The following is a 305-nucleotide window of genomic DNA, read 5'->3' on the forward strand; positions in this document are numbered from 1 at the left end:
GGCGATCAGGCCCTGCAGTGAGTCGCCTGCTCCCGAGAACGTGCCGGCGGTGCGGGTCGGGTTGGCCGACGACGCGCTCTGCGTGTTCTGGTAGGCGGCGGTCGGGTTGGGGCCGAAGTTCGCGTCGATCTTGCCCGAGTTGAGCGCCAGGTACGTGGAGTTGGCGTCCGGGTAGTACTTGATGGTGAGCGTCTTGCCCGCGGCCTCCAGCTTCGCCTTCCACTCCAGGAGGATCTTCTCCTGGTTGGTGCCCGAGCTGACGGCGACGGTCAGGCCTGCGAGGTTCTTGTAGTCGCCGTCGAAGC

The 305-nt window shown here is 66.6% G+C and carries 1 protein-coding gene; it reads right to left on the reverse strand.

All coding sequences use genetic code 11. The features are described 5' to 3' along the window. Window positions 1–305: hypothetical protein (locus SB773_RS30945; protein ID WP_486304307.1), on the reverse strand; the 305-nt coding region annotated here is incomplete at both ends.

Origin of the sequence: Bacillus sp. SIMBA_074, assembly GCF_046534555.1 — a bacterium.
In the GTDB taxonomy this organism is placed as follows: Bacteria; Bacillota; Bacilli; order Bacillales; family Bacillaceae_G; genus Bacillus_A; species Bacillus_A mycoides.